A 23,160-nucleotide genomic window follows, 5' to 3' on the forward strand; every position below is an offset into this window, starting at 1 on the left:
ACACGGCCGGCAGGTCATCGCGCGCGGTTTCAGCCTCATGCAGGCGGGCGGCCAGCTGATGCTCACTCCACCCGTTCGCCTGGGCGATCACCGACCGCACCGCCGCGGCCTCAAGCTCCCGCGCCCGCGGTTCGAGCTCCCGCTCAATCCGAGCCGTGTCGGCGTCGAGGATCGCGAGCGTCTGCGACCAGCGGCGGTACTCCGCAAGAGCATTCTCGCGCCGCAATTCGGCCAGGAAACCGACCCGCGCGTCAGAGCTGCTCTCGATCATGTTCCCAACCTAGAGAAGGCCACCGACACTCCCACGACCTTGTTCACAACGCCACGTGGTCTCGCTCCGTGGCGGCTACGCCCTCACTGCCACGGCTCCATTGCGGCTCGCAGAGCTCGCCGCTACTCGACCACCTAGTGGTCGAGTAGGAGGTCGCTCAGCGACCGACCGTATCGAGACCACGTCACGTGAGATGTGGTCTCGCTCCGTGGCGGCTACGCCCTCATTGCCACGGCTCCATTGCGGCTCGCAGAACTCGCCGCTACTCGACCACCTATCGCCGTATAGGTGGTCGAGTAGGCCCGAGGAACGAGGGCCGTATCGAGACCACGCACCATTGCACGGCGGAGTAGCCCGCGCACGACGAAGCCCCTGAGTCCTCACGGACCCAGGGGCTTCGTTCTGTCGTATGTGTCGCTCAGTGCTGACGCTGACGGCGAAGCGCGGCGCCGGCGACCACGAGGCCACCTGCCAGCAGCACGCCACCCGCGACGAGGGCGATGGTGGAAGCCGAGTCGCTACCCGTAGCCGGGATCGCCCCGGCAGTCGACGTTTCGCCGCCACCCGTACCGCCACCGCCAGCTGCGGTGCCAGTGACGATCGCGACCACCGCAGTCTCGCCGGACTGCTGGCCCGTCGCAGTCAGCGTGTACTCGCCCGCGGCATTGTCCGGGAGCGTGACGGTGACGCTTACAGCGCCGTTGGCATCCGCCTGCTTGGTGATCGAGGTGCTCTCGACCGGGGCGGCCTTGAGCGAAGCCAGCGTGGCATCGGATGCATTGAAGCCGGTGAGCGTGAACTCCACGGGCTCGTTCGGCGCGAAGCCGGTGAACGGAATGGTGGCCGTGCCGCCAGGCGCGATGATCACCGCACCGGCCGCTGGGCCAGCTGGCGTGTACTCAGCGGTCGCCGCGGTGGGCGCCAGGACGAGCGCGCTCACGGCAACAAACACCGCTGCGAGCTTGCTACGAAGCTTGTTCATGGTCTTTCTCCAACCGGGCTTGTTAGTGGTCAGTCCCCCGAATGCACTGATTACACCCAGGCGTTGCACGCGGTCGGCCCTGTCCCTTCCGCACTCCCAGAGTAAGGTTGGTGTGTCGCAACTCGCAACCCGAATGGACCGTGGCGTCCGACTGATGGAAGCTGACTCACGTCCTGTTCGCGGTTTCTTAACTGAGACCCGGGGTCCCCGTCGCCACCATGGTTCCGATGAGCGCGAACCCCACGTAGCTGACATTGAAGACAATATGCATGAGAACGGCGCCCCAGACCCGTCCGGTCGTGAGCACGAGCGCCGCCCCGCTGAGCCCGACGAGGAGTACTGTCACGGAACTCGCCCACGTCGTGCCCAACGTCCCGGTCGCCAGGTGCATGAGCACGAAGGCTGCCGTGGTGATCGATGCCGCCGAGGTTCCTGCGAGGAGCGGGCGGCGCGTGGCGCGGCGCAGCACCGTGTACAGCGCGACGAGCAGCAGCCCGTGAAAGAAGAACTCCTCGACGACGGGTGCCACGAGCACGGGCGCGACGATGGCGTCGAGCCACCAGGCTGCGCTCGCGGTGTCGAAACGCGGCCAATGCAACGAGCCATCAGCACTGCGTTCGAGCCAGCCGGAGAACAATCGCAGCAGCGCGCCCAACACCAGACCAAAGAGAAGATCGGTCGATCGGAACCGGAGCAAGCCTCGCGGAACAGAGCGTCGAAACGCCACTGCGACGGGTACGACCATGACCAGCCACAGCACAGCGTCGTAGCTGGGCGCGAGGGCAACGGTCACGAGCCCGACCCCAAGTGCCATCACAGCCCACGCCACCAGCTCCCAGCCCCACAGCTGCGTGGAGGAGCCGCCCTCGAGCCACATCCGTCTGCGGCGACGTGATCGCTCACGTGGTACCGGCTCGCCCGTCACCACTCCATAGGGATCACTCACGCGACCGAGCGTAATGCAACCACCGGTGCAGCCGGGACGGGAGCGATTCCTTCAGGAGCGTTCGAAACGCCGCTTGCGCCTCAACGCAGATCGACGGGGCCTGCAGCCTGGGCAGCCGATAGCGCCGCTTCCACGGTCTTGAGCGTCTCGAGCCCCTGCTCGACAGTCACCACGTCGTTATCCCCGCCTAGCACGGCGTCACGGAATGACTCATGCTCGACGCGTAGTGGCTCACGCTTGGCAAACGCGTAACGCGTGCTGTTTCCTTCGGAGACACCTCTGAACGCCGACACCGAGGGCCACTCCAAGGGGATCGTGCCGTTGGCATGGAAGGTGAGGTCTCCCGTTGCGGTGTCGGCAACGAAGGCACCTGCCTCGCCGGTGACGGTGACCACCCGCTCTTTCAAAGGGCTCAGCCAGTTGACCAAGTGGTTGACGATCACTCCGTTCTCGAGTCTCCCCGTGATGGCGATCAGGTCCTCATGATCGCGCCCAGAACGATAGGCGGTTTGCGCAGCGACCGTTCGGTACGCGCTCTCTGCAATCCACGAGGTGAGATCGATGTCGTGCGACGCGAGATCCTTGGCGACGCCGACATCCGCGATCCTTGCCGGAAAGGGACCCTGGCGCCGGGTCGCGATCTGATAGATCTCACCCAACTCCCCCGCCTGCAGTCTGCGACGGAGCTCTTGAAGGGCGGGATTGAAGCGCTCGATATGTCCGACTGCCCCCACGCAGCCGGCGACGGCGAAGGCGTCAACCATCCGCTGACCGGCCTCGACGCTGTGAGCGATGGGCTTCTCTATCAAGGTGTGGATGCCCGCGGACGCAAGCTCCAGCGCGGCCGCCTCGTGGAACTCCGTGGGTACGGCGACGACTGCGATGTCGATGCGTTCCTTGATCAGGGCCGTCACGTCGGGCAGCACCGGCAAAGAGCCGGCCACCTTGTGAGGGTCGCCGAACTGGTCAGCAATGGCGACCAACTCCACTCCTGGGAGTTCCCGAAGAACCCGTGCGTGATGCCGGCCCATCATGCCGACGCCCAAAAGCCCCGCGCGCAGATCCGTCATCTCACGCTCCTGCCTTCGCCACGCTGTTGACGGCGGTCACAATGCGGTCCAGATCATCTCGCGTCAAAGACGGGTGGACAGGGAGTGAAACCACTTCCCGAGCGGCGCGCTCCGTTTCCTTCAACTCGTCCGAGGGCGCAAACCTCCGAAGGGAGGGCAACCGGTGGTTGGGGATTGGGTAGTAGACGCCGCTGCCGACCCGGTACTCGTCGCGTAGTGCGGCGACGAACCCGTCGCGGTCGTGTGGGACCCGGATCGTGTACTGGTGGTAGACATGCGTGGCATCGGGAGCCACGGGCGGAACCACGACTCCCTCGAGGTGCTGGTCAAGGTACGCGGCGTTCGCTCGACGAGTTTCGGTCCAGCCGTCGATCTTCGTCAGCTGCACCCGCCCGATCGACGCGTGGATGTCGGTCATTCGTGCGTTGAATCCGACGACCTCGTTCTCGTACTGACGCTCCATCCCCTGGTTCCGCAGAAGCCGCAGCTGCCGCTCGAGTTCGGGGGTCGCTGCGGCTACCATCCCGCCCTCGCCACTTGTCATGTTCTTGGTGGGGTAGAGGCTGAACATCGCGAATTCGCCGAAGGTTCCAACCTGCTGACCGTCCCAGGAGGCGCCGTGAGCTTGGGCGGCATCCTCGAACAGCGGGATGCCGTGTCGGGCAGCGATGCCCTGAAGTTCGGTCACCCGGAACGGGTGGCCATACAGATGTACCGCCAGGATGCCCCTGGTGCGCGGAGTGATTGCGGATTCGACCGCAGCGGGGTCGAGACTGAAGGTATCGGGTTCGATGTCGGCGAACACCGGAGTTGCGCCTGTCAGCGCTACCGAGTTCCCGGTTGCCGCGAAGGTGAACGATGGCACGATCACCTCGTCTCCTGGGCCGACGCCTGCCGCCAGCAGTCCGAGATGCAGCCCGGACGTACCCGAGTTCACCGCGACGACCGCGCGTCCATCGAGGAAGTGGGCAGAGAACTCCTGCTCGAAGGCGGCAACTTCCGGTCCCTGCGCGATCATGCCGCTTCGCAGTACCCGGTCGACGGCCGCGCGCTCCTCCTCGCCGATGATCGGCTTCGCGGGGGGGATGAAATCAGTCATGCGTGGCCTTCTCTCAGCGTTCCGTCGGATTCTGCATAGTCAGTTCCGTCGCTTGGATCAGTCCAACGATTCGGCCCTGCTTGGAGGAGCGGAACCCCGCTCTTACCTACCCAGCCGATTCGTCGAGCGGGTACTCCCGCTACCAGCGCGTGCGGCAGCACATCCTTCACGACGACGGCGCCCGCCGCAACCGTCGCCCATGCGCCGACTGTCACTGGCGCGACAAGAGTGGCCCTAGCGCCGATCGCCGCCCCATTCTCGATGGTCACGCCGACCGCCTCCCAGTCCGATGCGCTCTTGGGGGAGCCGTCCGGATTGATTGCGCGGGGAAAGTGGTCGTTGGTGAGGACCACTGCTGGACCGACAAACACGCCGTCGCCGAGGCGCGCCGGCTCGTACACGAGCGCATAGTTCTGCACCTTGCAGTTGTCGCCCAGCACCACACCGGAGCCGATGTAGGCGCCGCGACCGATCACACTGTTGCGACCGAGGACAGCACCTTCTCGCACCTGCGCCAGGTGCCAGACGGCGCTGCCGGCACCGATCGCAGCGTCTTCCGCCACGTCCGCGGACGCGGCGATGCGGACGTCCTCAGGCACGGGGAAACTCCGAGGCGCCACCAGCTCCGACAACCAGTCGCGGGACGCCGGACCAGAGGCCGGCATCAGTGATGTTGCGACCGTCGATGACCAGCTTCACGCCCGGAAGATCTGCCGGGCCGACCGCCGAGTAATCCGAGTGGTCGGCCTGAATGATGACGAGGTCGACCGGTTCGCCGAAGTGGTAGCCGGTGAACCCAAGGTCGCGGAGTTCGGCGTCGCTATAGAGCGGATCGTGAACCGTGACTTCGGCTCCGCGGGCCTTAAGAGCCTCGACTGTCGGGAAAACTCCAGAGAACGCCGTCTCCTTGACCCCGCCGCGGTACGAGGCCCCCAGAACTACCACGCGCTGCTGGGAGAGGCCGCCCAGAAGCGACTCGGCCTGCTGCACGAACCGCTCTGGCATCGAGGCATTCAGCTTTCGGGCAGCGCGCACTACCTCCGCCTCACCGTCGGTGGACAGGTATAGCCGGGGGTAGACGGGGATACAGTGTCCGCCCACGGCGATTCCCGGTCGGTGGATGTGGCTGTAGGGCTGAGAGTTGCTCGCCTCGATGACCTTGTAGATGTCGATGCCTACCGTGTCGGCAAACAGCGCGAATTGGTTGGCGAGGGCGATGTTCACGTCTCGGTAGGTGGTTTCCGCGAGCTTCGCCAGCTCTGCTGCTTCCGCGGAGCCGAGGTCCCAGACCCCGTTCGGGCGAGGGAGGTCAGGCCGATCGTCGAACTGCAGGACTGCCTCGTAGAAGTCACGGGCGCGGCGCGCGCCAGCTTCACTCAATCCGCCGATGAGTTTCGGGTACTTGCGCAGGTCTTCGAACACTCGGCCGGTCAGCACACGCTCTGGTGAGAAGACAAGGTGGAAGTCGACTCCCTCGCGCAACGCCGAGATCTTCTCGATGAGTGGCTTCCAGCGAGATCGAGTGGTACCGACAGGCAGAGTCGTCTCGTAGGACACCAGCGTGCCAGCGGTGAGATGTTCAGCGAGAGACGCGGTGGCTGAATCCATCCATCCGAAGTCCGGCTCCCATGTCGCATCGTTGACGAACAGCGGGACGACGATCACGACCGCGTCTGCTCCCGGGATCGCCTCGGCGTAATCAGTCGTGGCCCGAAGGCGCCCTTCTGGGACTAGCTCGCTCAGCTTCTCCTGGAGGCGGGCTTCACCGGGAAAGGGTTCCTTGCCTTCGTTTACGAGGCTTACGAGCTCGTCGCTGATGTCGACACCGACCACCTCGTGGCCAGCGTCAGCGAACTGGACGGCTAAGGGGAGGCCGATCTTACCGAGCGCAACTACCGCGATCCTCACGGCGTTCACTATAGGGGCTGAAACACCAGCGCAGCACGCCGTCCGCCGACGCTGCGGCTATCAGCAAAATGATAAGAACGCTCTCTTCAAGAGGCCCGCTTCCGAGCGCTCGGTCGATCGTGTAGCAAGCTAAGCCGCGAGGACCGGAGGTTCGAAGGGGCCGCGGTGGGGCACCGTTGACCCTTTCCCTGCTGTCGAACCAAGTGGGCGTCCCGCCGCGCTGTAGTCTGTACCGGTGTCGAAACGGAGCCTCCATGCGTCCCGGAGTGAGCGCCAGCAGCAGACGAGGCGCGCAGCGACACGCGGCATAGCCGTCGCAATCACAGTATCCCTTTTCGCAGCCATCCTCCACTACACCTATCAGCTGAAGGTTGCCCCATTCTTCGCCTACTCGGGACTGACCTACCGGGAACCGAACCCCTTTAACTACTTCATCGCGATCTTAATAACCGCACTAGTTGCTTTGATACTACCCCAGCATATCGAACGGGTTTCTGACTTCATCCTATGGATTGTATACGTGCTCGCCGTAGCGCCTAGCATTCTACTGGCTCAGTACTCGCAAACACTGCCTCCGGATGAAGCGACCGCCATGGGTCTCGCCATTGGAGCTACTATGGCAATGGCAGTAATCCTCCTTCGGATAGGTCCCAAATGGCACCCGAACCTGGCGAGGATGGACTGGGGCATCGACTTCTGGGTACTTATTGGCGGCTTTGCGTTCCTGATATACGGGTATATGGTGCTTACTACGGGACTGCGCCTTCAGTTGACGGCACTGACCGATGTTTACGATTTGCGTGAGAGCTTTGGCGGGCGCGCTTCAGGCGACAGGGTCGTCGGCTATTTAGTGCCGGTCTTAAGAAACGTAATCAATCCGCTGTTGATCGCACGCGGAATTGGTGCCCGGAGGTTCCTGCCACTCGCAGCTGGCAGCCTCGGACAGCTAGTGATTTACGCCAGCACCGGCCACAAGAGCGTCCTATTCTCGGTGCCAGCGATCATCGGCCTCGCAATGCTCTTTCGCCTCTACCGGAACCGACCGCCTGGAGTGGCAGTTCTGGTGGCAGTGGCCACCACGTCTCTACTAGCTTTGGTTCTCGACCGAATCACAGGCTCTCTGCTCTGGACTTCGCTCCTCTCACGCCGAATGATGATCGTCCCAGGAGCCTTGACTGCAGCTTACGTAGCAGTTTTCGGCAACCGCCCCCGTCAAAACTTCGCGGATGTCATTCCATTCGTAGACGACCCCTACACTGCCACCAGTCCAGTAAATATCGTCGGCGCTGAGTTCGTAGGCAACATCAACACTGCTGCCAACGTAAACCTATTCGGGCATGGCTACCTAAATTTTGGTTATCTCGGAATGTTCATCGAGGGGTTGGTGCTCGTCGTGCTCCTCATCATTGCAAACGGCGCTACCCGGGGCCTACCGGTGATGACGTCTTGCGCAATATTCTTCGTACCGTCGATCTCCTTCGTCTCCGCCAGCGTCTTCACCACTGCTTTAACACACGGCTTCCTGGCAGCAGTCGTTGTGAGCCTTATCGCCCCCTCCACGGGTTGGCTAGGGAACAGCCCGACCAGAGGCATGGCGAAGCTAAATAAAAGAACTGCTCTTCGGCGTAAAGTACACCGCCGAGGCGCAGGACGCGTCAAATAGGCACACGGGGTTCGGAGGTGGTCCGAGTTGAGACAAGCTGTCACCCAATTGACGGTTGCTGAGGCGACGCGTACTCGCTGTCCCTAGCTTTGGTAGCGAAGTAGCACAGAATGAATATGATAAGGTAGCTCACAGCCTGAACTGACGCCAACACCGCAACAGATTCGAGAAACGGTACACCCATCGAATAAGGCAAAGCAACAGCTGTTGTCGAAGCGACAAGTCGAACGGCGTCCCACACAAACAATGTACCTTGCCGTTCGAGCACCAAGAGTGATCTCGAAATCGGCGTGACCACGAACTGCGCGAAATAGCCGAGTACCATCAAACGGGCGACTTCGCCGGAGCCTTCCCAATTGTCACCAAAGACCCAGGCGAAGATGTCCGGTCCTCCTACCAGCACGATGCCGACGGGCACCAGACCGGCCGCGGCCAAGTTGAGCGTCACCTTCCGCGTCAGGGCGGCTAGTCGGGGCGACCGGCTTCGAACGTTGTGCGCTAGCGTTCCCTCGAAGTACTGGCTGACCGCATCCGCAACGATACCGACCGGCGCAGCAAGAACCCGCACTGTCAACGCAAAGAGTCCAGCTTCGACCGAGCCGTAGAGCCCAATGATCAGCAGGATCGGGATCTGAAGTCCCATCGCGTTCAGGAGCCGTGAGAACGTTGATATCAACGGGAACTTTCTGTACCTCCACGCCGTAACCCCTAGACTGTTGGGTTCCCCGCCGCTAAGAACCGCACGCTTCACGTACCGAGTCATCCCAACGAGTCCGGCGACACGCCCAACCAGGATGCTTGAAATCAACCCGAATGGCGTCATGCCTAGCGCGCCCAGGCTCACGCTCGAGACCGCCTGAGCAACTCCCTGCACCCCGTTCCGTACCGCCAAGCCCTCGTACCTTCGCTCCCGAACTAGCCATGACGACAGCACCGCAAAGATCCCGACAGAGAATGCAGTCATAGGCACGACCCACCAGAACGCGATGAATATGTCCGAACCCACGGTTCGGGCAACTTCCTCACGAAACACGTAGGCAGCAGCGGCCAACACTGAAGCCAGGATCGCCGCTGAGTACATCGTGAGCCGGACAAGAGTTCGCGCTACACCATCCTCCTCAGGAATCACTACCGCTCGATCCCAACTGAGTGTAATTACGGCGCCAACTATGCCCGTTGCTGCGGTAACGACGGCGAAGGCTCCAAAGTCACTCGGGGAGTATAGGCGAGTCAAAAGAGGTGAGACTAGAAGGACGCTCCCCTGCCCAATGACGCTACCCGCAAGAATCAACCCGACAGGCCCTGAGAGCTTTCGGAGTAGTCGACGCCTCAACAACGGATCAGCCGTTCATTGATTGAGTAAAGGCCCGCTCGTATGCACGCCGAAGCGCAGGCACCACTGCGTTCCAGTTGTATTCTTCCACAGCAGCTCGGCGAGCATTCCGTGAGTGGCGTTCCAGTAGGACAGGGTCGCTCGCATAGGACGCAATTGCGGCGGCAACTGCCTCCGGCGACGTCGGATCTACAAGAACGCCGCACTCGTAGCGGTCCACGATTGACCTCCAGAGGGGGAAGTCCGAAGCTACAACAGGCACACCGGCCGCAAAATACTCAAACATTTTCGTTGGTAGCGATTCACGATAAGCGGGCGTGTCCTGCAAAACCACCAATCCCACCCTCGCGCGGAGCAGTAGATCCCGTGCTTCACGCGGCGCGAGTCGGCCGGCGTACTCAGTTGTGCGCCATCCCGGATGTGCTTCGAGCCGTCGATGCAGCGGGGTCGCCATTTCACCGGCGATATGTAGTCTCCATTCCGCGGGGAACTTTTCGTCAGCCGCAGCGCCGACCATGACGTCCGCCCCGCGGTCCGTGGAGACGAGCCCTAAATAGACAACCGACTTCTCACGCTCCCCCACAGGCACGGATCTACGTTCCTCCTCGCGCAACGGCGGGTAGTTTCGAACTACCACAACCTTCCCTTGAGGAAACCTCCGTGCAATCGTTTCTGTCGCCGCAACGATCTGGTTGCTCATCGAAGCGACCTTTAAGAGCACGAGAGCCAGAATCGCAACAACGGGAACCACCAGCGGATGCAGGTAACGCTTGTTCTGAATCTGAACCGGGAGATCTTCGTGAGCGTCGTAGATTACTATCCTACCCATAGAACGCAGTATCGGGATAGCCCATATTAACTCTGGGTCGTGGAGGTGGACAACTCTTGCTTTCGTTCTTAGCGCTAGCCTGACGGCCCGGAAGGTCCCGAGGGTGAAACGCTTCCACCGCGGTAGCGAAGGCGTTCTGATGACTTGAACGCCGGTGGCCGGCTCACTTGATTCGCGGTCGCAAGCGATCAGCGCAACTCGATAGCCCTGATCCACGAGGCTCACGCACTCTCGATAGTGGATGCGATTGTCCGTCCAGGGGTGGGCGCTGCTGACGTGCACGACATCAACTGTTCGATCCGTCATTCTCGCCTCCCGCGGTCGTCGCCGACCAGCGCATCAAGCCCTTCGACGAGCTTTCGCGTTAACGCTTCATAGCTATAGCTGCGGACTACATGCCTGCGGCCGTTCTCACCCATGCGATTACGCGCCTTCCGGGTCATGTTTCCAATAGTTGCCATCGCCCGAGTAAAGGCGTCCAAGTCGTCCGGTGGCACCACCAACCCCGCTTTTGCCTCCGAGATTGGGTCATTAGGTGCATTGCTTGCAAAGACGACCGGGCGGGCGGCCAAGAGGTAATCGTAAAGCTTGTTCAGACTTATGCCGTACCTATACACCTCATAGTCGTGAAGCATCGCCACCAAGCATTCGGCCTCGCGGGCCGTGCGGATAACCTCGTCCTTGGGAATCGGTGGCTCCACCGAGATTAAGGCACTTGACGCGGAGCTGGCTACGCACGCTTCAAGGGAACCCCGGAGCGGGCCATCTCCTATCAGCCTGAGCCGCCAATTCCGCCCTGGCTCGCGAGCGACGAGTGTTTCGAATGCGCTAATCATGTCCGCGAGACGATTTGATTGGTTGAAGGAGCCGATGTACATGAATGTGAAAGTGCCCAGCTGGCCGCCGCGGTTACGCTGCTCACCTTCAATGCGTTCGGGTGAATCGATGCCGTTCGACACCCAAAGAAACGGCGTTGCGCCCGCCCCGATCGCGTCAAGGTGCTTGCCCACTCCCGCCAAAGGAGATATTACGAGCGAAGCTTGAATGGCGAGTCTTTTCGAGAGTCTACGAATCGCAACGGCCAATGGACCTTTACCACGCAGTCTTCCCAGCTCTATGAGCACATCTGGCCAGATGTCTCGAACTTCGTAGACGAACGGTACGTTATAGCGTCTCGCGAGTCGCCACCCCGCCCATGCAGCGAGCGGATGCACTGTACTTCCTATGACTGCATCCGGTTTGGGCAGGTCTTTCGTCGACCTCGGCAAGAGCGCCACGAGGGCGAATATGAGCATTCCAAGAAATCGAAGTGGTGTGTTTCCGTGGTACGCGTTCGCTCGCAGCCAACGTACCCGCACTTCCCCTTCGAAGGTGTCTTGCTTTAGACGCCGGCCATGGAGCGCCTGGAGACCTGCTGGATACGTCGTACTGGAGACAAGTAGCGTGGTGCTCCATCCGTGGTCTCTAAGGTGATTTGCGAACGCAAGGTGGCGCCCCGACCGTCCATCTTTTGACGGCACGGCAGCGTAATGATTGACGACCCATAACTGCTTAGGCACTTTCGACACGTTCGTACCAACCTGAGGATCTCGTGCGGGAGCGGCTCTTGCCCGAAGAAGATAGTGTCGGCCGCTAACTAGCAGAACTAAGCTATACCGTGGCCGGGGCAGCTGCCAGCCGCGGTCCGAGCCCCATCGCACCGGTCCGGTGAACCTGCGTGCCCCCAGCTCGTTGATCCCGGATGGTCGTAGTATGGCGAGCGAGCATGGGCCCGCTCGCGAGCTCAACCGCCGCGTGGCTTCGCGGCCCGACGAAAAGGACGGTGCCGTGCCGTCCGATCGCGTTGAGACTACGGGCAGCGAATCGCCTGGCGTAGTAACGCCACCGCATCGAGTGAGGGAGTAGCGCGTGGAACGTCGCATCGGTTCCTCGTTCGCCACGGAAACGGTGGGAACTACCGGGGTTGGATGGTCACGCCGTCCCGATCAGTTGCTACAGAGCGGCGGACAGTCGTTGCGTGCGGCGTCACGCGAGTCGTGGTCGAGCGGAGCCAGAAGACTAGTCTTTCCTTCCTACTTTTGCGAGTCTATGCTCAACCCATTCTCTGAGTTTGACTGGGATCTCCGCTACTACCGCCTGGATCGTAATTTGGAACCCATCTGGGACGAACTCGTCGGACTCAGCAGGGGAGCGAGCGCCCTAGTCCTGGTACCCGAGTACTTTGGCAACCGGCTTTCCATCACCGCACTGGACCTCCTCCACGAGCTCCACGGCAGCGGGAGCCGAATCGTTGAAGACTGGACTCACAGCGTGATCTCACCCCGAAGAGCACCAGTCGATATGGCGATAGCAAGCCTACGTAAGACCCTCCCGGTCGGAGACGGGGCGTGGGCGTGGGGTTTCAGCGGGGGGCAGTCCCTACTCCCCAAGACAAGCAGCCCAGGGACCGAAATGTGGGCAGGGATGGATTTACTCGCACTCGCCGGGGACCAGCGTGACCGCGCTCTGGCTAGAAAGAGAATACGTCGGGCCGAAAGCCGTTTCGCCGTAGAGCTCGAACCGGCGTTTGCTACAGCACGGACGCAAGTGGAACTTATGCGCCTGAACTTCTCATCATTCGGAGCCGCACGCGTCAGGAATGCGCGTCACTTAATGCGACGGCTCAAGGGCTACGAGATAGTCAACCATGAGATAGAGTCGGATGTTCCGTCCCACGTAGTATTGCGCGTGAAGCACCCGCATGCGCTGCAGCGCATGCTCGCTCAGCGCAACGTCTACTGCCCGGTTCACTGGGAGCGCCCTGCCTGGCTCCCCGAGACATTCCCCTGGGACTCGTTGATTTCGATACCCATCGACCACCGATACGATGAGGACGACATGACCTATGTCGCGACAACGCTCAACGCACTTCATGACTGATACTCTTCACTGCACAAAGGCGCCCACGTGGAGGAGCCCCGACGTCTACTTCGAGCGAGAGTATGGAGCGATGGACGCTCAGGCTAGCGGGGGGACATGGTATACGTTTGGGTCCACTCAAGGGTTTTGGTCGCTACCCTTGATCGAGCGCCTCCACGACAACGGAGCGATCACTGCGACCAGTCCATACGGCTATTCAGGGTTGTTCATCGATCCTCAACTCTCTGATCGCCAAGTGTCCGAGTACTGGCAGCAGGCGTTGAATCTACTTCGCGAAAGACAAGTCGTTTCGCTCTTTTTACGATTTCACCCGCTCGATACCCATTCGGTGGAACGCTGTCGGAGGTTGCCCGGCTTGGCCGTTGTGCGTTCGAGCGTGACTTACGCCACAACAATTTGCGAGCCCGAAACTATGTGGTGGCAAATCGAAGGCAGGGCGCGTACCGAAGTACGCAAGGCGTTGAAGTCCGGAATGACGGCCGATGTAACACGGGTCGAATCGCCGTCCCCCCTCCTCGAGGGTTCACCGTTCCGTCTTCTATACGAGGAGACAATGCGCCGAGTGAACGCTTCGAACAAGTACTTCTTTGACGACCACTACTTCTCGTCAATGGCTAGCATGAAGGAAAGTGGTGTCCACCTCGCACAAGTCCGGCTCCGGGACGAAACCGTAGCATCGGCAGTCATCATTCAGCACGGCGAGCGGGCTCACTACCATCTCAGCGGATCCGATCGAAGCGCTGCACGATTGGGCGCGAACTCGCTCATGCTATGGACGGTAATGCGCTGGTGCCACCAGCAGCAACTGGAGGTATTTCACCTCGGCGGGGGCGTCACTGAAGGTGACGGCCTCGCGCGGTTCAAACGTTCGTTCGCTGACCTCGAGCTCCAGTATTTCACGGGTCGAGCTGTGCTCGCCAGGAAGCAATATCAAGATCTCACCCGCCAGCGCGCGGAGGCGCTGGCCGTGTCAGTCGATTCTTTAGAATCAACTGGGTATTTTCCCGCTTTTCTTGGGGCGCTCTGATAGCATGCCTTCCCACATGAGATATCTCGATTCGCGATACGTTCTAGACCGCGTGCTCGCTGGGATTTCGCTGATTCTTTTATCGCCGCTCCTGGGTTGCGTCGCAGTCGCCGTGCTAACGAGTAGCGGCCGGCCAATCCTCTTCCGCCAAACCCGCGTCGGACGAGACGGCGTTGAGTTCGAGATCATCAAGTTTCGAACCATGGTGAAGGACGCCGAAACCCTCGGCGGCGGTTATATGCCAGAGGGGATGAACCTGGTCACCCCTGTCGGAAGCTTCCTGCGTCGCACCAGCCTCGACGAACTGCCTCAACTACTCAACATTGTGCGCGGCGAGATGGCATTTATAGGACCGCGGCCCGCATTACCTGACCAGTACCGACGATACACTCCCCTCCAGCGTCGCAGAGTCGCTGCCCTGCCGGGTATCACCGGCCTGGCCCAAGTTACTTACCGCAACAACGCTCCGTGGAGTAAGCGAATTGAGCTAGATCTCGAGTACTTGGCAAAGGTTGGTCTGGTTATGGATTTGAATATCGCATGGAGGACGTTCGTTCGAACCTTCGGCGGAGACGATATTTTGGAAGGGCAGGCGGCCAGCGACGTTGATGACCTGTGAGATAGTAGTAGCGCTATCAGTCGAGCTGGTCTTCCAGGGCGAGTAGCTTTCGTGACCGCTCCTTGACCCAGCGGACCGGTATCCCCGCATAGACGCCAAAGTCAAGCAGGGGCTTGTCCACTAGCGACATCGCGCCGACGGCCGTCCCCTCTCCTAGCTCTCCACCAGGAAGCACGACGGTATGCGCCCCAAGAATGGCATGTCGACCGATCTTGATCCGCGCGTGCCTGAGGCCACGAAGTTCTAATGGGACCGTAGGATTCGTCAGGCTTTCGCCCAGGTAGTCGTCCGTGGCTCCATACACGGTGACCCGTCCTGCGAGGGTGCAGAAGTCTTCGAATACCGCATCTTCAGGCGATTCGATGATACACGCGGGGCCGATATATACGTTTCGCCCCAATGTTACCGACCCCGAGGGTCCGGGCGTTATCATCGTCTGGTCGTCGACCCGGCTGTTATCACCAATCGTGATTCGCTCAGGGCGATAGAGCCGTGACCCCGTGCTGACTTTAACATTTGAGCCGATTCCGCGAAATCCCAACGTGAGAAGCTCTTGTCGCGAATACCATCCCATGAATCATCCTCATTTCCGTACGAGAAAGTCGTTGATGGCCCCCGCCACCCGGTCGAACTGGTCGTCGTTCAGCGCAGAACCGCTGGGCAGGCTCAATCCCTGATCGAACAGGCCCTCGGCGGCTCCGGCGAGGCGGGCGGGCTTGTCCGCGTGGACCGGCTGAAGATGCATCGGCTTCCAGAGTGGCCGCGCCTCGATCTCGAGCGCCGCGAGGTGCCGAAGGAGCTCGCGCGATGTCCACCCAGCGGTCTCGGGCTCGACCAGAATCGCCGAGAGCCAGCAGTTGTCGTACTGGTCCCCTTCGCGACCGAAGATCGTGACACCCGCGACATCCGAGAAGATGCTCGCGTACCGCTCGCGCCAGGAGCGGCGCCGTTCGATCATCGCATCGAGCCGCTCGACTTGGGCACGCCCGAGTGCCGCAAGCAGGTTGGACATGCGGTAGTTGTAACCGATCTCCTTGTGCTCGTAGTGGATCTCCGGCTCACGCGCCTGCGTCGCGAGGAAGCGCACGTGGGACGCGAGCTCGGCGTCCTCCGTCAGCAACATCCCACCGCCGGACGTGGTCATGATCTTGTTGCCGTTGAATGACAGCACCGCCGCATCGCCCCATGCACCCGCGGGACGCCCGGCGTGCGTCGCTCCGAACGACTCGGCGGCGTCGGCCAACACCCGGGTGCCATGCGACTCGGCGACGCCAGTGATTGCCGTGTAGTCCGCGCATTTGCCCAGAAGATCGACCGGCACGATGCACGGCACGCGGGCGCCGTCGGCTCGCAGCTGCGTCAACACCTCGTCCAGCAGTTCAGGGGACATGTTGCCCGTGGCCGGATCGCAGTCGACGAAGTACGGCGTGGCGCCCGTGTAGACGATGGCGTTGGCCGTGGCGGCGAACGTCAGCGTCGATGTCGGCACCACGTCGCCCGGTCCGACTCCCCAGGAGACCAAGGCAAGGTGCAGCGCCGCGGTGCCCGAGCTCAGGGCGACCGCATGCCCCACCCCGGTTCGCGCGGCGACCTCCTGCTCGAAGGCGTCCACATCCGGTCCCAAGGGCGCAATCCAGCCCGAACGGATCGCGGAGAGCACATACGACTCTTCGAGTTCGGACACGTCCGGGCTCGACAGGAAGATGCGGGTCACGACGACCTTTCTCCGATGCGACGATTCGGGCTCATCTTCTCGCACGCGCGCGCTAGCTCGAAGGTGAGTTCGCGTTCCGGAAGGGATTCCAGGCCGGCGAGCTCCGAAGGTTCGACGGTGCCCACGGTGACGTGCGAGACCAGGGGATGCCGGGGGCGCGAGTCGACCTCGCCCTCGGTCAACAGGATCTCGTGCAGCTTCTCGCCAGGTTTGAGTCCGGTGATCTCGATCTCGAGGTCCTTCCCAGAATGCTCGATCATGCGTCGCGCGACCTCGATGATGCGAACCGGCTCGCCCATGTCGAGAACCAGGGCTTCGCCGTCCCGCCCGATCGCTGCCGCCTGGATCACCAGTTGCACCGCTTCGTTCACCGTCATGAAAAACCGCGTGACCTCAGGATGTGTGACGGTGACAGGACCCCCGGCCGCGATCTGGGCGGCAAAGGTCGTGAGTACCGAGCCGCGGGTACCGAGCACGTTGCCGAACCGGACGCTGAGATAGGTACCTCCGTAGTCGCGCGTGTGCGCAGCGGTCAGTCCCTCGGCCAATCGCTTGGTATAACCGAGAACGTTCTGTGGTGCCGCAGCCTTATCGGTCGAGATATTGACGAACCGCTCGACCCCGACCGCCGACGCCGCCTCCAGCACGTTCCCGGTGCCGAGCACGTTCGTCTTGAATGCCTCCAACGGATGCTGTTCCAGAACGTTGACGTGCTTGAGCGCAGCGGCGTGGAATACCACCTCGGGGCGATGATGCTCGAAGACGTCCTTCAACCGCGCGCCGTCACGGATGTCGGCGAGGACGACGCTGGGCGATTCCAGGTCCGCCCGTCCATACATGGACAGCAGCAGGGCGTGAAGCGCGGACTCGTCACGGTCGAGCACGACGAGGGACGCGGGTGAATACTCCTTGACCTGACGGGCGATCTCCGAACCGATCGAACCACCGGCTCCCGTCACGAGGACCCGTTTGCCGGTCAGGTAACTGGCGATCGCGTCCACGTCCGTGTCGATGGGGCGACGGCCCAGGAGATCCTCGGGCTCCACGTCGCGGACGTCGCGGACCGTGATGCCACCATCGATCATCTCCGAAATGCTGGGCAGCACTTTGACGTCGAGCCCGCCCTCGACAGCGAGGTCGTAGATCGCGCGCATCCCTGCCGCGTCCAGCGAACGGAGAGCGATGATCGCCGTCGTCGCCTCGTAGCGGTGCGCGACCTCGAGCAGGTCCCGAACCCGGCCCGCCACGGGCACGCCGAGGTAGCGGAAGTGCTTGCGCGACGGGTTGTCCTCGACGAAGGCCTGCGGCGCCCAGGTTCGGTCGTCACGCAGCATCGAGCGAACGAGTTCCCGTCCGGAATCTCCAGCTCCGACGATGATGACCCGTTTCGCGCCGTCGGGCGCACGACGCCGGGGCTCAAGCACCACCATTCGCCACATGAGGCGCGGCCACACGGCGAGCCAGACCGCGATCGGCGTCGCGATCAGGGGTACCGATCGGGCCACGAACGCGTCGGGAAACGCGACCATGTTCACGAGTGTCGCGACGACACCGACGCCGCCCATCAGGATCGTGATCATGACCGCTTCATCGAAGCTGCCGGTGGCATGTCTGCCGCGATTCGTCTTGAGAAGCGCCGCCAGGCCCAGATACAGCGTGAGGGCGAGGGCCCCGATCACCAGGCAACCGAAGAGCGGGATGGCACCATCGGCTTCACGGATCGTGAGGGCGGGGGCGACCAGCCACGTCTCCCGCCGTAGCCCCGCCGCGAGATAGGCGGCGGCGACCCACGCGAGCGAGTCGACGACGACCAGCAGCAGCGTGCGGCGGCGACGCGCCTGCACGATCAAGCTGTTCCGCATCCTGTCCCGCTTCCGCTACCCGGTCGATCCCCATCGGCCAGTCTCACACCTCGAAAGCGCGTCCTGCAGCGAACGCCCGGATGCTGAACTCACAACGTGACCTAAATCACACGAAACAATCTGCACTGATGTTCTCATTCGGATCCCCCCGGTAGCCGATATGAATACTTAGGTTCTTACCCGATTTCGGTGGGGTATTCGCACCGCCCGTTCTCGGCTGACGGCCGCTCTTCGATCTCGACCGCGCTCTGCAGAAATGGAAGGTCCTGGGTCGGCTCCGACGTGGTGAGGTCGCGCCCTCCCATGGACGTCTCAATGCGCAGTGCCATACCGGCCAGGCTACTCGAATTCCAGGGGAACGCCTCTCTAGGAACAGTCCGCGGGCCAACCCACACCGGAGCACCGCGCGCGCTGAGGCTCGAAACTCGGCACCTGCTCGGTCACCAGCGGACGTCGCCCCGCCTGCCCCGCGCGAATCGCGGTGGCAGGTAGTGACGTCGCGCTGTCGCATGCGGTCGCCACGGCCCAGTGTCACGACGTAGCTGCCGGACATCGACCCGGACAAGGTGGACAATCCCGCGAGTTCGGGGGCAAGCACGTAATACCCATTCCAGGAACTGGGCGCATTGCTAGAATTGGAATATGACGGTCATCCCAGGCGAGCACAGTTCAGTTCGATCGCTGGTCTACTCGAATATGGACACGCTCAGCGACAGCGAACGGCGGGTGGGACGCGCCTTGTTGGCACAATATCCGACCGCCGGTCTGACTACCGTTGCCGAGCTAGCGGGGGTCGCGGGAGTTAGCCCGCCGACCGTCATCCGCTTCGTCAATCGGCTTGGATTCACCGGGTTCCCAGCCCTGCAACGTGCGCTCGTACACGAGCTGAATGGCGAACTCGGTTCGCCTCTCAAGCAGTACCCGGAAAAGACACACGGCCGCGGCGACAGCGGTGGACTACAACATCACTACGACGCCTTCTCGGCAATGCTCAGCTCCACCTTCAACGAAGTACCCGAATCTGAGTTCGCGACTCTGGTCCGCCTCCTGTCAGACCCCTCACGCCAGATCCGCATCATCGGGGGCCGCTTCAGCCGAGTGCTCGCCGACTACACCGCCATGCACCTGCAGCTCCTGCGTGCCGGCGTCGAGTTCATCAGCAGCGAGGACATCGCCCAGCGCACCGCCATCGCCGACAGCTCCAGTTCCACAGTGCTCGTCGTCTACGACTACCGCCGGTACTCCGAATCGATCCTCCAGTTCGCTCGCCAGATGAACGAACGCGGCGCGACGGTCTGCCTGTTCACCGACAACTGGCTCTCCCCCATCGCGAAGTTCGCCAAGGTGGTGCTCCCAAGCCGCGTCGACAGCGCCTCGCCCTTCGACTCCTTGATGGCCGCGATGGCCGCCAGCGAAGCGGCCATCGGCGCCGTCGCCGACCAACTCGGCGAGCAGGGCGTCCGGCGTTTGTCGGTGATCGAGTCCTCACTCGACAACCAGTAACGCCCACCAGCTCCACCGGCGCAAGCTGGGCTAGGCGCTGGCTCCCTCAGGTTGTGGCTCCACTTCGTCGGTCTGTTGCTGCCGACCACGCTGGCCCAACTCGCCCGAGCCCATCAGCCCCAACGGGAACTTGATCAGTACGACGAGCAACAGCGCCGCCAGCATCAAATCAGCGACGCCTGCCGGCAACGCCGAGCCGCCCGTGAACTGGCCGTCCTGAAAACGCCGCAGCACTTCCTGCAACAAACTCACCCCTACGGCCCCTAGGACCGCTCCGCTCAAGGAGAGGTAACCGCCGAGCACCACCATCACGATGAAGCTGAAGGTCGTCGACAAGAAGAAGACGCTCACGTTGAACGAGGTGATGAAGGAGGCATACAAGGCGCCCGCCGCTCCACACAAGAACGCGCTGAGCACCCATGCAGTCGCTCGATGCCGCCCCACGGATACGCCGCTGGCGACCGACGCCCAGTAGTCCTCTCGCGACGCCCGCAGCTGAAGTCCGCTGCGGGACGACTGATACGCCCAGGCGACGATAATCGCGGCCACCGCGAACCCGAGGCCGGACCACAACGTCGTCGCCTGCGGAATGCCGATCATGCTCGATGAACCCCGTGTCACCGATGTCCAGCTGCTCAGGACGTTGTACGTCACCATCAAGACCGCCAGCGTGGCGATCCCGGACTGCAATCCGGAGAGCCGCGCGATGCCCGGAGCCGTGATCAGCCCCAATACCGCCGCCACAAGACCACCGACGACCACCGCCACCACGAAGCTCGACTGCAGCTCCCGCAGGAACGACATAGGCTCCGGCAGCTGGCTGAACAACGTCCCTTTCAGCGGCACCGGGATCGTCAAGAACGCCGCTGTGTACGCCCCGAGCGCCATGAACGCCACGTGCCCGAAGGACATGATCCCCGAATTCGCCGAGAAGGTGGACAACCCGGTCACGAACACGATGGAGATCAAAGCGAGGACAGCGACCCGCTCGACGGTCGGACCGCCCGCCAGACCGGCGACCGCCACGACACCGGCGATCGCGCACAACAGCAGAGGAGTACGGAGTCGAACAAGAACTTGCGTCGTCATGAGACACGCACCTTCGATCCAGAGAGAAGACCCTGAGGCCGAACGACCAGGACGGCGATCAGAGCGGTGAACAAGAAGGCATCTCGGAAGGCGATCAGGCTACTGGGCAATAAGGCCTCCAACGTCGCGGTCCCGACGCCGAGAATGAACCCACCGAGCGCAGCACCACGCAGACTGCTCATACCGCCCAACACGGCACCGATGACCCCCACGAGCATCGGCTGCAGACCCATCTCGGCTGAGACCGCACCCTGGCGCGCCACGAAAACCACCGCTCCGATACCGGCCAGAACCCCGGCGATCACAAACGCGCTCGCAATCACCCGATTTCCCTTGACCCCCAAAGCCTCGGCCATCTGAAAGTTCTCCGCCGCGGCGCGGAGCTGAACCCCCAACGACGTCCGCCCCATCACGTACGCAACCGCCGCCAGAACAGTTCCGCACAACACAAAGGTCAGCAGGTCGAGGACGCTCACTCGCGCACCCAGGAGGTCAACGCGCTGAGACAGGAACGACTCCGGCGGCACGCCTTGCGCCCGCGGCAAGACCGTCATTCGCGCGACGCTCTGCAGTGCCAGGCTTACCGCGAACGACGCGATCATCAGGGTCACTGGGTCGGCACCGCGCAGCGGATGGAAAGCGAGACGTTCGCTCAACACCGCCACCACGACGGCGAAGACCACCGCCATGATCACCGCGAAAAACCACGGCTGCTCGCGGAAGAAGTAGAGCGCGAACGCGGCGGCGAGGATGATCTCGCCGTAGGCGAAGTTCATCAGACCGAGGACGCCGAACAGCAGCGCGACGCCGATCGTCAGCAGCGCATACAGGGCACCGAGGCCCAGCGCGGAGATGAGGTACTCGATGATCACGATGCCGCCTTACCCGAATCGTTGGGTTCAAAGCCCAGGTACTCGACCACGGCCGGTGAAGCGCTCAACTCTGCCGCCGTTCCCGAACCGATCACGCGGCCGGGCGCCTGCAGCACGTACGTGCGGTCGGCCACTTCGATCGAGCGCACGGCGTTCTGCTCGACGAGCAAAATCGTCACGCCTTCCGCGCGCAGTTGCTCGATCACGTCGAAGATCAGATCGACGATGATCGGCGCGAGGCCCAGCGTCGGCTCGTCGAGCAACAGCAGACGCGGATTGAGCATCATCGCCCGCGCGATCGCCAGCTGCTGCTGCTCCCCGCCCGACAGCAGGCTCGCTCCCCTGCCCCAGTACTTGCGCAGGACCGGAAACCGCTCAAGCTCACGCTCGATGTCGGCGTCCAGCGCCTTCTTGTCCCGCCGCGTCACACCACCCAGGCGGAGGTTCTCCCCGACCGTGAGGCTGCTGAAGATGCCCCGGTCTTCGGGCACAAACGAGACGCCGCGCTTCAGATGCGAGAACTTGCGATCGTTGACCGCCGCACCGTCGATCATGACCGACCCCGAGTGCGGCCCGACCCAGCCCATGACGGCCTTCATCAGCGTGCTCTTGCCGGCGCCGTTCTGACCGATCAGCGCCACGAGCTCACCGTCGCGCACGTTCAGCGACGCGCCCTGAACGGCCATGACGGACGAGCCGTACTGGACGTACAGGTCGTCGATCACCAGGTCCATGTCACGCTCGCTTTCCGAAGTAGATCTCGATGACCTGCGGGTCCTTGCGAACGCGCTGCGGTTCACCCTCGATGACCGTCCGGCCGCTGTCGAGCACGTGCAGGCGATCACACGTGCCCATCACCACGGGCATGTCGTGTTCCACGAGCAGGACCCCGATCCCGTGCTCGCGAGCGAACCCGCGAATGCTCTCGATAAGCTGCACTGCTTCGGTCTCGTTCTGTCCAGCCGCGGGCTCGTCCAGCAGCAGAAACCGTGGCTGCGCGGCCAGTGCCCGAGCGATCGCCGTCGTCCTGATGCGGCCCGCCGTCAACGAGTCCGCTGGCAGGTCGGCGACGTCGTCCAGGCCCAGTTGCGTGAGCGTCGAGCGGGCCGCGGCTCGCGCCGCGCCCCGGCGAAGCCCGGCACCCAGGGCGGCCACCTCGACGTTCTCGAACACCGTGAGCCGCTCGAACACCCGGCCGCTCTGATAAGTGCGGACGACCCCAGCGTGTACCCGTTTCCGCATCGACAACCGGCTGAGGTCGCTGTCGTCCAGCATCACCGCGCCCACGGTCGGCCGCAGCATGCCACTGAGCAGGTTCAGCGTGGTCGTCTTGCCCGAGCCGTTGGGGCCGATGAGACCCAGCACTTCGCCGCGTGACACCGACAGACTAACGCCGTCGACGGCCTTGACCCCGTCGAAGTGGACACCGGCATCATGCATGCTCAGCACGGAAG

General features: G+C 62.6%; 22 protein-coding genes. 5 read left to right on the forward strand and 17 right to left on the reverse strand.

Annotation, left to right across the window (positions count from 1 at the left end; all coding sequences use genetic code 11):
- From D9V41_RS00005 to D9V41_RS00035, 7 genes are all read right to left on the reverse strand, one after another.
- Positions 1–271: hypothetical protein (locus D9V41_RS00005; RefSeq protein WP_133434057.1), on the reverse strand; the 271-nt coding region annotated here is incomplete at its 3' end.
- Positions 272–689: 418 nt separating this feature from the next.
- On the reverse strand, positions 690–1,253 hold the full coding sequence (locus D9V41_RS00010; protein ID WP_121792495.1) for an LPXTG cell wall anchor domain-containing protein: 564 nt from the start codon (positions 1,251–1,253) through the stop codon (positions 690–692).
- A 187-nt stretch (positions 1,254–1,440) separates the two neighbouring features.
- On the reverse strand, positions 1,441–2,199 hold the full coding sequence (locus tag D9V41_RS00015) for a CPBP family glutamic-type intramembrane protease (protein WP_133434058.1): 759 nt from the start codon (positions 2,197–2,199) through the stop codon (positions 1,441–1,443).
- Positions 2,200–2,279: 80 nt separating this feature from the next.
- Positions 2,280–3,269 (reverse strand): Gfo/Idh/MocA family protein, encoded by a 990-nt coding sequence (locus D9V41_RS00020; RefSeq protein ID WP_121792497.1) that lies wholly within the window; start codon positions 3,267–3,269, stop codon positions 2,280–2,282.
- 1 nt (position 3,270) lies between these two features.
- Complete coding sequence (locus D9V41_RS00025) at positions 3,271–4,368, reverse strand: DegT/DnrJ/EryC1/StrS family aminotransferase (RefSeq protein WP_121792498.1); 1,098 nt, start codon at positions 4,366–4,368, stop codon at positions 3,271–3,273.
- Positions 4,365–4,967 (reverse strand): acyltransferase, encoded by a 603-nt coding sequence (locus tag D9V41_RS00030; RefSeq protein ID WP_243697093.1) that lies wholly within the window; start codon positions 4,965–4,967, stop codon positions 4,365–4,367. The genes D9V41_RS00025 and D9V41_RS00030 overlap by 4 nt, the downstream gene beginning before the upstream one ends.
- Positions 4,960–6,276: a nucleotide sugar dehydrogenase gene (locus D9V41_RS00035; RefSeq protein WP_121792986.1), complete on the reverse strand. Its 1,317-nt coding sequence runs from the start codon at positions 6,274–6,276 to the stop codon at positions 4,960–4,962. Before D9V41_RS00035 ends, D9V41_RS00030 begins: the two co-directional genes overlap by 8 nt.
- Positions 6,277–6,511: 235 nt before the next feature.
- Here D9V41_RS00035 and D9V41_RS17535 point away from each other — a divergent pair, with 235 nt between their 5' ends.
- A complete protein-coding gene (locus D9V41_RS17535) occupies positions 6,512–7,939 on the forward strand; it encodes a hypothetical protein (RefSeq protein WP_133434059.1) in 1,428 nt (475 codons plus the stop codon).
- Positions 7,940–7,979: 40 nt separating this feature from the next.
- Here D9V41_RS17535 and D9V41_RS00040 read toward each other — a convergent pair whose 3' ends face one another.
- The 3 genes from D9V41_RS00040 to D9V41_RS00050 all read right to left on the reverse strand — a co-directional run bounded on the left by D9V41_RS00040 (position 7,980) and on the right by D9V41_RS00050 (position 12,023).
- Positions 7,980–9,275 carry a lipopolysaccharide biosynthesis protein gene (locus tag D9V41_RS00040; protein WP_121792500.1) on the reverse strand — a complete coding sequence of 432 codons (1,296 nt, stop codon included), beginning with the start codon at positions 9,273–9,275 and terminating at the stop codon, positions 7,980–7,982.
- Positions 9,276–9,279: 4 nt separating this feature from the next.
- The gene (locus D9V41_RS00045) at positions 9,280–10,326 is read right to left on the reverse strand and encodes a glycosyltransferase (RefSeq protein WP_166375830.1); all 1,047 of its coding nucleotides are present in this window, start codon (positions 10,324–10,326) and stop codon (positions 9,280–9,282) included.
- Between the two features lie 77 nt (positions 10,327–10,403).
- The gene (locus D9V41_RS00050; protein WP_121792502.1) at positions 10,404–12,023 is read right to left on the reverse strand and encodes a glycosyltransferase family 4 protein; all 1,620 of its coding nucleotides are present in this window, start codon (positions 12,021–12,023) and stop codon (positions 10,404–10,406) included.
- 166 nt (positions 12,024–12,189) lie between these two features.
- Here D9V41_RS00050 and D9V41_RS17540 point away from each other — a divergent pair, with 166 nt between their 5' ends.
- The 3 genes from D9V41_RS17540 to D9V41_RS00060 all read left to right on the forward strand — a co-directional run bounded on the left by D9V41_RS17540 (position 12,190) and on the right by D9V41_RS00060 (position 14,666).
- The gene (locus D9V41_RS17540) at positions 12,190–13,020 is read left to right on the forward strand and encodes an aspartate aminotransferase family protein (RefSeq protein ID WP_133434060.1); all 831 of its coding nucleotides are present in this window, start codon (positions 12,190–12,192) and stop codon (positions 13,018–13,020) included.
- A 139-nt stretch (positions 13,021–13,159) separates the two neighbouring features.
- Complete coding sequence (locus tag D9V41_RS00055) at positions 13,160–14,047, forward strand: GNAT family N-acetyltransferase (protein WP_166375832.1); 888 nt, start codon at positions 13,160–13,162, stop codon at positions 14,045–14,047.
- Between the two features lie 16 nt (positions 14,048–14,063).
- The gene (locus D9V41_RS00060) at positions 14,064–14,666 is read left to right on the forward strand and encodes a sugar transferase (protein WP_166375833.1); all 603 of its coding nucleotides are present in this window, start codon (positions 14,064–14,066) and stop codon (positions 14,664–14,666) included.
- A 16-nt stretch (positions 14,667–14,682) separates the two neighbouring features.
- On the opposite strand, the gene D9V41_RS17545 is transcribed toward D9V41_RS00060, so the two are convergent.
- From D9V41_RS17545 to D9V41_RS00070, 3 genes are read right to left on the reverse strand one after another with little or no spacing between them, the layout of a single operon-like run.
- Positions 14,683–15,240 carry an acyltransferase gene (locus tag D9V41_RS17545; protein ID WP_133434062.1) on the reverse strand — a complete coding sequence of 186 codons (558 nt, stop codon included), beginning with the start codon at positions 15,238–15,240 and terminating at the stop codon, positions 14,683–14,685.
- A gap of 9 nt (positions 15,241–15,249) precedes the next feature.
- Entirely contained in the window at positions 15,250–16,380 is a 1,131-nt protein-coding gene (locus D9V41_RS00065) for a DegT/DnrJ/EryC1/StrS family aminotransferase (RefSeq protein ID WP_121792505.1), read from the reverse strand.
- On the reverse strand, positions 16,377–18,242 hold the full coding sequence (locus D9V41_RS00070; RefSeq protein ID WP_208006661.1) for a nucleoside-diphosphate sugar epimerase/dehydratase: 1,866 nt from the start codon (positions 18,240–18,242) through the stop codon (positions 16,377–16,379). Before D9V41_RS00070 ends, D9V41_RS00065 begins: the two co-directional genes overlap by 4 nt.
- Positions 18,243–18,884: 642 nt before the next feature.
- On the opposite strand from D9V41_RS00070, the gene D9V41_RS00075 reads away from it, so the two are divergent.
- Complete coding sequence (locus D9V41_RS00075; protein ID WP_121792506.1) at positions 18,885–19,745, forward strand: MurR/RpiR family transcriptional regulator; 861 nt, start codon at positions 18,885–18,887, stop codon at positions 19,743–19,745.
- A gap of 30 nt (positions 19,746–19,775) precedes the next feature.
- On the opposite strand, the gene D9V41_RS00080 is transcribed toward D9V41_RS00075, so the two are convergent.
- The 4 genes from D9V41_RS00080 to D9V41_RS00095 are packed head-to-tail and all read right to left on the reverse strand — an operon-like array spanning position 19,776 to position 23,146.
- Positions 19,776–20,834 carry a branched-chain amino acid ABC transporter permease gene (locus tag D9V41_RS00080; RefSeq protein ID WP_121792507.1) on the reverse strand — a complete coding sequence of 353 codons (1,059 nt, stop codon included), beginning with the start codon at positions 20,832–20,834 and terminating at the stop codon, positions 19,776–19,778.
- The gene (locus D9V41_RS00085; RefSeq protein ID WP_121792508.1) at positions 20,831–21,706 is read right to left on the reverse strand and encodes a branched-chain amino acid ABC transporter permease; all 876 of its coding nucleotides are present in this window, start codon (positions 21,704–21,706) and stop codon (positions 20,831–20,833) included. Before D9V41_RS00085 ends, D9V41_RS00080 begins: the two co-directional genes overlap by 4 nt.
- Positions 21,703–22,440, reverse strand: coding sequence for an ABC transporter ATP-binding protein (locus tag D9V41_RS00090; RefSeq protein WP_121792509.1), 738 nt, complete (start codon positions 22,438–22,440; stop codon positions 21,703–21,705). Before D9V41_RS00090 ends, D9V41_RS00085 begins: the two co-directional genes overlap by 4 nt.
- A 1-nt stretch (position 22,441) precedes the next feature.
- A complete protein-coding gene (locus D9V41_RS00095; protein ID WP_243697132.1) occupies positions 22,442–23,146 on the reverse strand; it encodes an ABC transporter ATP-binding protein in 705 nt (234 codons plus the stop codon).
- Between the last annotated feature and the right edge of the window lie 14 nt (positions 23,147–23,160).

The organism is Aeromicrobium phragmitis (assembly GCF_003674095.1).
Classification (GTDB): domain Bacteria; phylum Actinomycetota; class Actinomycetes; order Propionibacteriales; family Nocardioidaceae; genus Aeromicrobium; species Aeromicrobium phragmitis.

Excerpts from the sequence above, each read along its gene's own strand:
- D9V41_RS00010 (WP_121792495.1), bottom strand. The coding sequence starts at position 1,253 with ATGAACAAGCTTCGTAGCAAGCTCGCAGCGGTGTTTGTTGCCGTGAGC.
- D9V41_RS00020 (WP_121792497.1), bottom strand. The coding sequence starts at position 3,269 with ATGACGGATCTGCGCGCGGGGCTTTTGGGCGTCGGCATGATGGGCCGG.
- D9V41_RS17540 (WP_133434060.1), top strand. The coding sequence starts at position 12,190 with ATGCTCAACCCATTCTCTGAGTTTGACTGGGATCTCCGCTACTACCGC.
- D9V41_RS00090 (WP_121792509.1), bottom strand. The coding sequence starts at position 22,440 with ATGGACCTGGTGATCGACGACCTGTACGTCCAGTACGGCTCGTCCGTC.
- D9V41_RS00080 (WP_121792507.1), bottom strand. The coding sequence starts at position 20,834 with ATGACGACGCAAGTTCTTGTTCGACTCCGTACTCCTCTGCTGTTGTGC.
- D9V41_RS00075 (WP_121792506.1), top strand. The coding sequence starts at position 18,885 with ATGACGGTCATCCCAGGCGAGCACAGTTCAGTTCGATCGCTGGTCTAC.
- D9V41_RS00070 (WP_208006661.1), bottom strand. The coding sequence starts at position 18,242 with ATGCGGAACAGCTTGATCGTGCAGGCGCGTCGCCGCCGCACGCTGCTG.
- D9V41_RS17545 (WP_133434062.1), bottom strand. The coding sequence starts at position 15,240 with ATGGGATGGTATTCGCGACAAGAGCTTCTCACGTTGGGATTTCGCGGA.
- D9V41_RS00095 (WP_243697132.1), bottom strand. The coding sequence starts at position 23,146 with ATGCATGATGCCGGTGTCCACTTCGACGGGGTCAAGGCCGTCGACGGC.
- D9V41_RS00060 (WP_166375833.1), top strand. The coding sequence starts at position 14,064 with ATGAGATATCTCGATTCGCGATACGTTCTAGACCGCGTGCTCGCTGGG.
- D9V41_RS00025 (WP_121792498.1), bottom strand. The coding sequence starts at position 4,368 with ATGACTGATTTCATCCCCCCCGCGAAGCCGATCATCGGCGAGGAGGAG.
- D9V41_RS00050 (WP_121792502.1), bottom strand. The coding sequence starts at position 12,023 with ATGCGACGTTCCACGCGCTACTCCCTCACTCGATGCGGTGGCGTTACT.